Origin of the sequence: Spirillospora sp. NPDC048823 (assembly GCF_043198445.1) — a bacterium.
Taxonomy (GTDB): Bacteria; Actinomycetota; Actinomycetes; order Streptosporangiales; family Streptosporangiaceae; genus Spirillospora.
Window position 1 is genome coordinate 1 of sequence record NZ_JBICUT010000033.1, and the last position, 8,698, is coordinate 8,698.

General features: G+C 68.5%; 9 protein-coding genes and 1 pseudogene. 8 read left to right on the forward strand and 2 right to left on the reverse strand.

What is annotated here, in order from left to right; genetic code table 11:
* Positions 1–194 precede the first annotated feature (194 nt).
* The gene (locus tag ACGFK0_RS37340) at positions 195–1,484 is read left to right on the forward strand and encodes a hypothetical protein (RefSeq protein ID WP_392913444.1); all 1,290 of its coding nucleotides are present in this window, start codon (positions 195–197) and stop codon (positions 1,482–1,484) included.
* 15 nt (positions 1,485–1,499) lie between these two features.
* On the opposite strand, the gene ACGFK0_RS37345 is transcribed toward ACGFK0_RS37340, so the two are convergent.
* Positions 1,500–2,429, reverse strand: coding sequence for an IS3 family transposase (locus tag ACGFK0_RS37345; RefSeq protein ID WP_392913446.1), 930 nt, complete (start codon positions 2,427–2,429; stop codon positions 1,500–1,502).
* A gap of 257 nt (positions 2,430–2,686) precedes the next feature.
* On the opposite strand from ACGFK0_RS37345, the gene ACGFK0_RS37350 reads away from it, so the two are divergent.
* Positions 2,687–3,799, forward strand: coding sequence for an IS110 family transposase (locus ACGFK0_RS37350; RefSeq protein ID WP_392913448.1), 1,113 nt, complete (start codon positions 2,687–2,689; stop codon positions 3,797–3,799).
* Here the strand turns inward: ACGFK0_RS37350 and ACGFK0_RS37355 are convergent.
* Complete coding sequence (locus tag ACGFK0_RS37355; protein ID WP_392913450.1) at positions 3,786–4,148, reverse strand: transposase; 363 nt, start codon at positions 4,146–4,148, stop codon at positions 3,786–3,788. The genes ACGFK0_RS37350 and ACGFK0_RS37355 overlap by 14 nt on opposite strands.
* Before the next feature lie 68 nt (positions 4,149–4,216).
* Here ACGFK0_RS37355 and ACGFK0_RS37360 point away from each other — a divergent pair, with 68 nt between their 5' ends.
* The 6 genes and pseudogenes from ACGFK0_RS37360 to xerC all read left to right on the forward strand — a co-directional run bounded on the left by ACGFK0_RS37360 (position 4,217) and on the right by xerC (position 8,562).
* Positions 4,217–4,894, forward strand: coding sequence for a tyrosine-type recombinase/integrase (locus tag ACGFK0_RS37360; protein ID WP_392913461.1), 678 nt, complete (start codon positions 4,217–4,219; stop codon positions 4,892–4,894).
* Positions 4,891–5,325 (forward strand): DUF6262 family protein, encoded by a 435-nt coding sequence (locus ACGFK0_RS37365; protein ID WP_392913452.1) that lies wholly within the window; start codon positions 4,891–4,893, stop codon positions 5,323–5,325. The genes ACGFK0_RS37360 and ACGFK0_RS37365 overlap by 4 nt, the downstream gene beginning before the upstream one ends.
* 80 nt (positions 5,326–5,405) lie before the next feature.
* A pseudogene (locus ACGFK0_RS37370) lies at positions 5,406–5,837 on the forward strand (ATP-binding protein); the annotation flags it as partial.
* A 104-nt stretch (positions 5,838–5,941) separates the two neighbouring features.
* Positions 5,942–6,751 carry a transposase gene (locus tag ACGFK0_RS37375; protein ID WP_392913454.1) on the forward strand — a complete coding sequence of 270 codons (810 nt, stop codon included), beginning with the start codon at positions 5,942–5,944 and terminating at the stop codon, positions 6,749–6,751.
* A gap of 38 nt (positions 6,752–6,789) precedes the next feature.
* Positions 6,790–7,203 (forward strand): HIT family protein, encoded by a 414-nt coding sequence (locus ACGFK0_RS37380; protein WP_392913456.1) that lies wholly within the window; start codon positions 6,790–6,792, stop codon positions 7,201–7,203.
* 546 nt (positions 7,204–7,749) lie between these two features.
* Positions 7,750–8,562 carry a tyrosine recombinase XerC gene (xerC, locus tag ACGFK0_RS37385; RefSeq protein ID WP_392913458.1) on the forward strand — a complete coding sequence of 271 codons (813 nt, stop codon included), beginning with the start codon at positions 7,750–7,752 and terminating at the stop codon, positions 8,560–8,562.
* The last annotated feature ends 136 nt before the right edge of the window (positions 8,563–8,698 follow it).

An 8,698-nucleotide genomic window follows, 5' to 3' on the forward strand; every position in this document is an offset into this window, starting at 1 on the left:
ATGATGCCGATGTGACAATTGAGGCAATTGGTGCTTAACTAGTTAATAGATCGCGAGGTGGCCTTCTCATACACCACCCGCCTGGACGTGGCCTCGGTGACGACGTCGACGGCTGGGAGTCGATCACCGAGAACGACGACTACCGGATCAACCTGACGGGGCTGCCTGAGCTGATCGCCGTCGAGCTGGCGTGGATGGCGCACTGGCAGGCCGCCGATGGCACCCGCTCGTCGGTGCTGGCGATCAGCCAGCTCGCCAACATTCTGCGCTGGGCGATCGCCGAGGATCATCCCTTCCCGCCCTCGATCCGGCAGCTGGATTGGGAGACCGCGGCCGCGCTGCAGACCTGGTTCTACGCCACCCGGTGGGGACGGTTCCCACCGCACGGTGTCCGGGCGCGGCTGCGGGTCATCTTCCGGTTCGCCCGCACCGCGCTGATCGCGGCCTGTCACGACGGGCGCTGGTGGGAGCTGGACTACTGGCATCCCCGCTGCGACCCTCGGATCCCGTTGTCGGAACGTGAACCGCAGGCGCACTACGGGTGCTCGCCCGCGCTGATCACCCACCCGTGGCTGCGGGAGGCGGTCAAGTGGTATCTGGGCACGATGCTGGAGTCCGGCGCGCTGCGCTGGACCACCGTCAGCCAGGAACGATTGCGCTGCCTGCACCGCTTCGACCGGTGGCTGGCGGTCGCCTTCGACGACCCCCGCCAGGTCCTGGCCGACCCGGCCGCCGCGGCGAGCCAGGCTGCGGCGTTCCGCCGGTGGGACGCCGATCCGGCCAACCGCAGCGACCGCCGCAAGCATCGCCGGATCCCGGCCAAGGTCCACCCCCGGCTGATCAACGATGATCTACGGGCCGTCGCCGAACTGCTGTCCTTCATGGCCGCTAACCAGGCCGAGGCCCGCGGTGTCCTCGGGCCCCTGGCGGAGCCGTGGACGACGGTCACCGACGCTCACTCCGCCGGCTGGTTGCGGCAGCTGTCCCGGATCCCGCACGAGCCGGCCCTCAACGACGATAACTACGTCGACGACCACGCCCTCGCCCAGATCACCGCGGCGTTGCCGCTGCTCGGACTGCTGCGCGGCGAGCAGATGACCACCACCCGCGGCGATGGCGCCCAGATCGTCGCTGACGGCCTCGGCGACCCGCAGGCCATGCGCATGATCCTGCTGCAGATCCTCACCGGCCGCCGTTCCAGCGAGATCCGCCACTGCGAGTTCGACTGTCTCTCACCGGCGACCGGCCGGACCGCCGAAGCCGCCCAGGGCGAACAGATCGCCCGGTTCCGCTACGCCCAAACCAAAATCGACATCGCCCCCGACACCATCCTCGTCGACTCCGAGGTCATGGCCATCGTCGAGGAACAGCAGCAGTGGGTCCTGGACCGATTCCCCGGCTTCGAGCCTGGGCACCTGTTCCTGCAGCTCACCGCGAACCGGACCGGCACCAAGCCCTACTCGTCAGGGATGTCAATCCCCTGAAAGTGTGGAGACTGGTTATGCCACCTTGGCCTCGGCGTAGCGGGCTGTTGTGGCCTTCCTCTTGTCCAGCATGAGTTCTTCGAACACCGTCGGCGGGAGCCCGTCGTTGGCGGTGTGCCGCCGACGGACGTTGTAGAACCCGGTGATCCAGGTCGCGATCTTCACTCGGGCCTCGGCCCTGGTCGCGAAGTGCTGCCGGTGGACGTACTCGACCTTCAGGGTGGAGTTGAACGCCTCGGCCGGTGCGTTGTCCAGCGCGCACCCGACCCGGCCCATCGACTGGGTGATGCCCAGCCGCCGGCAGACGGCCTGGTGGCGGGACGCGGTGTACTCGCTGCCGCGGTCGGAGTGGAAGATCACCCCGTCCACGTCACCGCCGCGCGTCGCCGCCGCCATCTGCAGCGACGCGATCGTCAGGTCCGCGTCATGGTGCTGCGACATCGCGAACCCCAGCAGTCGGCGGGCGAACATGTCCTCCACCGTGGCCAGATACAGCGGCCCCTCGCCGGTGTCGATCTGCGTCACGTCCCCGACCCACAGCAGGTCGGGGGCGACGGCGGTGAAGTTGCGGTGCACCAGGTCCGGGGCCGCCGCCCGCCTGCCCTGGCGGGTCAGCGACCGGCGCCTGCGCGGACCGGGCCGCCCGGCCAGGCCGAGCTCGACCATCCGCGCCGCCACCGTGTTCACCGACACCCGCCAGCCCTCCTCACGCAGATCATCGGTGACCCGCGGGGACCCGTAAGTGCCCCCGGACGCCTCGAAGGACCGGCGGATCGCCTCATCCAGCTCGGCCCGCCGCCGCTGCCGCCCAGTCGGCGCCTGGACCCCGATCCGCTGCCTCCACTTGTAGAACCAGGACTGCGAGACGCCCAGCGCCCGGCAGGCCACGGCGTGGGGGACGTCATGGACGGTCTTCTGGTCGGCGATGAAGGCCGCCACGCTCACCGGCCCTCCGCCTCCTTCACCCAGAGGACCACTGATCGCTTGAGGACTGTGAGGATGATCAGGCACCGCTCGGCGCGGGGGCTGACCCAGCTTGAGACTGGCCACGATGCCTTCGTGATGACCTGTCGCCCCCGCGCCGGTGGTGCCGCCCGACCAGGCGGGGATGTGTCCCAATAGGGGCCTTGCCATGCATCATCACAGTCCTGACCTCCTCGCCCGGTCGTCGCCGCCCATGACCGCCGGCCAAGGAGACCTGCATGCGCCGCACCCCCGACCACACCGCCATCGACCGCGCTCAGCAGGGCGAGGATCACCAGGACGAACAGGTGATCCTCGGTGTCGACACCCACGCCGACGTCCACGTCGCTGCCGTGATCACCGTCCTGGGAATGCTGCTGGGTACCCGAGCCTTCCCCGCAACCGCCGCCGGTTACAGCGAACTCCTGGACTGGGCACGCGGCCACGGGCGGCTGCGCCGGGCCGGGGTGGAGGGCACCAGTTCGCACGGCATCGCGCTGAACCGGCACCTGGCCCGCCACGGCGTGCAGGTGATCGAGGTCAACCGCCCCGACCGCGCCGTCCGCCGCCGACGCGGCAAGACCGACGCCATCGACGCCGAGAACGCCGCCCGCGCCGTGCTGGCAGGGCAGGCTACCGCCGCGGCCAAGACCGGCGACGGCGCGGTCGAGATGCTCCGCCTGTTCAAGGTCGCCAAGGACTCGGCGGTCAAGGCCCGCACCCAGGCCATCAACCAGCTGCGGGCCGTGCTGGCCCGCGCCGAACCCGCCCTGCGCGAGTCCATGGCCGGGCTCGGCCTGGCCACCCTCGTCCGCCGCTGCACAGACCTGCCCGACACCGGCGTTCACGACACCGGCAGCGCCGCAGCCCACGTACTGCGCACCCTCGCCCACCGCATCCGGGCGCTGGAGCAGGAGATCGCCTCCCATCAGCGGCACCTGACCAGCATCATCGACTCGTGCGCCCCGGACCTGCTGGAACGCCCCGGCATCGGCCCCGACACCGCCGCGGCCCTGCTCATCACCGCCGGCGACAACCCAGATCGGCTGACCAGCGAGGCCGCGTTCGCCGCGCTCTGCGGTGTCAACCCCATCGAGGCGTCGTCGGGGAAAACCACCCGGCACCGCCTCAACCGCGGCGGTGACCGCCGCGCCAACACCGCCCTCTACACCATCGTGTTCACCCGTCTGGGCCGTGACCAGCGCACACGCGCATACGCCGAACGCCGCACCAGCGAAGGAAAGTCCAAGAAGGAGATCATCCGCTGCCTGAAACGCTACGTCGCCCGCGAGGTCTTCCCGATCATCACCCAAGCCCTCTCACCAGGAACAACGGCCACTACGCGAGCTTGACAAACATAGGGGCGTCATCACGCTCCATCTCCAACTGAGCGCGCTCGGCCTCCCACGCGGCGCGCTCCTCAGCATGCCGCCGGGCCATCTCGGCCTTCTGCCGGCGCAGCCGCGCCAGCTCCTCCCGCTCGGACTCACTCAGCCCCGAGCCCTTGGACGACTTGGACAGGGCGCCGCCTCCGTTCCCGCCAGAATCGGCCAGCCGATCCTTCTTCACCCAGTTGTGCAGCGTGTACTGGTTGATCCCCAGATCACGCGCCACCTGCGCAACCGGCCGGCCGGTCTCCTGCACGATGCGCACCGCTCCGGCTCGAAACTCCGGATCGAACGAGCGTCTCTCGGTATCCAACGACCCAACCTTCTCCCAGGTTCGGTCTCCACGATCTCAGGGGAAGCGCAGGGACCTACAACCACCGGCTGCGCCAGTTCAGCAAAATCGTCGAGGTCACCGACAGCAAAGGCCGATCCGTCCATCTCAGTCACACCCATAGGTTCCGGCACACCAAGCTGACCCGGCTGGCCGAGCTCGGCCTGCCCATTCACGTCCTGCAGCGTTACGCCGGGCACGCCACCCCCTCGATGTCGATGCACTACATCGCTCAACGCGAAGAGCACGCCGAACAGGCGTTCCTGGCCACCGTCAAACTCAAGGCCGACGGCACGCGGGTGAGTTTCTCCCGCGACGACCACGACAGCCTGCACTTGTTCGACCGCGCCGACCGGATCCTGCCCAACGGCTGGTGCCTGCTGCCGCCGCTGCAGACCTGCCAGAAGGGCAACGCCTGCCTGACCTGCTCGGTCTTCGTCACCGACCAGACCCACCAAGACGCCCTCGCCCGGCAACTCGCCGACACCGAGAGCCTGATCGAACGCACGACCAGCACTTTCGAGCATCGCCATGGCCGGCCGATGCCGCCCGACAACGTCTGGCTCGCCCAGCGCCGAGCCGAACTCGACGCCCTGACCCGCCTCCTGGCCGCGCTTCAAGCCGCCCCCGGACGAGCGGTGCAGGGCGCCGGATACGGCACCGCCGCCACCGCAGGGCCTGTCCCGATCACCCTCGACCTCAACCGCCATCGAAAGCACCGGCCATGACCTCCCGCGATCGACGCGTCGCCACCCTGCAGGCCGCCGCCGACGCCAAATCCCAGGCCAAGACCCTTGCCGCCGAGCAAGCCATCCGGGCGCTGGTCAAACGAGGTGAGCCGGTCACCTTCCAAGCCGTCCAACGCGAAGCCGGAGTCTCCCACACCTTCCTTTACGGCCATTCCGAACTCCGCGGCCGCATTGAAACCCTGCGCTCCCAGAACCGATCAACCCAGCCTCCACCGCCAGCCGAGACCGACAACACGATCATCGAGACCCTGACCAGCCAGATCACACAGCTCAAGAAGCAGCACCGTCAGGAAGTCCAGGAACTCCGTGCCGCGCTCGAACGAGCCCACGGCGAGAACCTCGCGCTCCGGCGCGAGCTCGCCCGCCGCGGCGACACCCGGCCACCCAGCAACATCACCAAACCCTGCTGACCAGCCCGCCGCTGCGATCGCATCACCGTGCTGACCTGCAAAGAAGAACTCAGTTCAAGAACAAACCGCGGATAACGCTGGGCACCGGCAAGTCCCACTTCTGCGAAGCCCTCGGACAAGCCGCCGTCGAAGCCGGGATGAGCGTCGCCTGGTTCACCATCGAGGACCTGGGTGCGCTGGTCCGCCGCCACCGCGTCGACGACTCCATCGCACGCGCGCTGACCCGCCTGATCCGCTCCGACCTCGTCATCATCGACGACATCGGGCTGCTGCCGGTCTCACCCGATGCGGCCGAGGGGTTCTACCGTCTGGTCGACGCCGCCTATGAACGGCGCTCGCTGGTCGTCTCCAGCAACCTGCACCCCTCCGGCTTCGACGAGATCATGCCCAAGACCCTGGCCACCGCGACCGTCGACCGGCTCCTCCACCACGCCCACGTCGTCGTCACCCAGGGCGACAGCTTCCGGCTCACCCAGGCCACCTCCGGACAGGGGGTGAAGCCCTTCTCCTAACCTGATGCGATGAAGGAGCGGGGCCTCCGCTCCCCGTGACGGTTCCGGGTATCCGGCGGACACTCGGGGTCATCACACCAATCCCGTCGAGGATGGAGGCCCCTATGTCCGCAGGGTATGACGGGCAGCAGATCGTGGGAATGGACCTGCACCGCAGAAGATCGGTGCTGGTGCGGATGAGCGGCGAGGGTGAGCGGCTGGGCAAGGCCCGGATCACCAACTCTCCGGCCGCGTTGCGGGCGGAGATCGCCAAGGCCGGCGTGCGCCCGAAGGTCGTGGTCGAGGCGACGTACGGGTGGTACTGGGCGGCCGACACGCTCGCGCTGGCGGGGGCCGAGGTGCATCTGGCGCACCCGCTGGGGGTGAAGGCGTTCACCTACCGGCGGGTCAAGAACGATGAGCGGGACGCGGCCGATCTGGCCGATCTGCTGCCGATGGGCCGGCTCCCCGAGGCGTGGATCGCGCCGCAGGGCGTGCGGGACCTGCGGGAGCTGACCCGTTACCGGGCCAAGCTGGTGGGAATGCGCACCAGCTGCAAGGACCAGGTGCACGCCGTGCTGGCCAAGCTCGGCATCCCGGTCACCCATTCGGACCTGTTCGGCAAGGCCGGCACCACGTGGCTGGAGGAGCTGCCGCTCCCGCAGCCCTACCGCGGCAAGGTCGCCTCGCTGCGGTCGCTGATCGAGATCTACACCGGCGAGATCGCCCTGCTGGAGGAGGTCATCGCCGAGTTGCTGCGCGGCCATGCCGGGTATGCCGCGATCCAGGCGCTGCCGGGGATCGGCCCGGTCCTGGCCACCGCCATCCTCGACCGGCTCCTGCACCACTGCGAGGTCATCGCCATCAACGGCCCCAGCTACCGCCTCAAAAACCGCCTCGCCGCCGTCAACACCGAGATCGCCGCCACCGGCTGAGTTTCCTCCATCGTCCAACAGCGTCAGTATCGTTGATCATGGACTGCATCTTCTGCGACCGGCTCAAGTCGGACACCGCGTGCTGGGTCACTCGTGAGTCCTCCGTCGCCGCGTTCGCGCCGCTACGCCCCCTCGCGCCAGGACACACACTGGTCATCCCGACAGATCACTACACCGATATCTTCGACACGCCGTCCGGACCGCTCGCCGAGGTCATGGCTTTGGTCCAGCGCCTGGCCAAGGCCATGCGCGTCACCCTCGGCACCGGCGGCGTGAACATTCTTCATGCCAGCGGGCCCGACTCGGAACAATCGGTTCCGCACCTGCACTTCCATCTGGTCCCACGTTGGCAGGACGACGAATTCTCCACTTGGCCCACCGGACAATCCCGGCACCGCGTCACTGCTGACCCGATCGCACAGCTGGCCAACGCGCTGAGATCACACGAGTAAGTGGCACTGGGGACGAGATCCCCGACCACCCTCTGCACACTTACTCGTACCTGGCTCTGCACATGGACCCGTACGCCGACAGCGGCCTGCCGAATCTGGTGGATGGGCCGCACTGTGGTGCTGGAGAGCGCTCGATCCGATGGACTCTCCTCTTCCGTCGTGCCGGGTGAGTGGGCGGCGGGAGGCCCGGTCCAAGACTGCGATGTGCGGTCCGGGCGATGCCACCGGGGTAAAGCTGGGCACCGACACCGTCGAGAAGGGTTCTCAGTGAACGTGGGAAGCGACCCGGGGTCGCCCGTCTTGTCCGGCCGCCAGCCGGACCAGGGGCAGGTGCGATGCCCGCTGATGACGCCGGGTCGTGGCGGAGTCGCCGTAGTACTCGGGGGCCGGGAAAGCCGGCCGCGTGGGGAAGGGCGGCAGTGTGATGGCAGTTTTGCTGCCGTCGGGAAGGAGCGTTGTTGAATAACGACGCACCGTCGTGGCCGGGGTCGTATTCGGCGGAGCGGCGGGTACTCGACCACCAGCGCAAGCTGCACCGATGGGCAAGTGCCGATCCGGATCGCCGGTTCGGCGAGCCTGCGGCTGGTACACGCGATCCTCAGGCGCGCGATCCGGCAGGCTCAAGCACGGGACATGGTCATCCGGAACGTGGCGGAACTGGTCACGACCCCGAAGGGGACCGCCGGACGCCCGAGCCGGGCGCTCACACTCGACCAGGCCAGGGCCGTGCTGCAGGCCGCGACATCATCGCGGCTGCACGCCTACGTCGTCGTCAGCCTCTTGACCGGTATTCGCACCGAAGAAGCCCGGGCCATGCGGTGGGACCACGTCGTGGCCTGGACCGCCGACGGGACGGGATGGCAGCCGGTCACCGAGGCCGGTTTTGATCATGACAAGTTCGCCCTCTACGTATGGAGATCCGTGCGGGCCAACGGTGACACCAAGACCGAAAGGTCACGCCGGACACTGGAACTCCCCGGGCAGGCCGCGGAGGCGTTGCGCAGGCACCACACGCGCCAGGCCGCGCAGCGGCTCAAAGCGGGCAAGCGGTGGCACGACGAAAACCTTGTGTTCTGCACGCCCACCGGGAAAGCTCTGGACGCCGCGAACGTGCGGAGGGCGTTCCGGCTCATCACCCGCAACGCCGGCATCGGGGAGTCCTGGACGCCCCGGGAACTGCGTCACTCGTTCGTCTCGATCATGAGCGACAGCGGTGTGCCCATTGAGGCGATCGCCGACCTGTGCGGGCACTCCTCCCCGGCGATCACCGGGGAGGTCTACCGCCATCAGCTCAGACCGGTGATCACCAAGGGCGCTGAGGCCGTCGACGCGGTGTTCGGTCCGGGTAAGTCGGCGTAGGTCGGCCTGTGGTGGCTCCCCTTTTGGCTCCCCATCGACCTCCCGCGTTCCGCAGTTCGTAGACACACGGCTGTGATCGCCGGCGAGTCGCCGCTGGTCAGCGCTGTGCGGCGCTGGTTTCCAGGGCTGGCAGGCT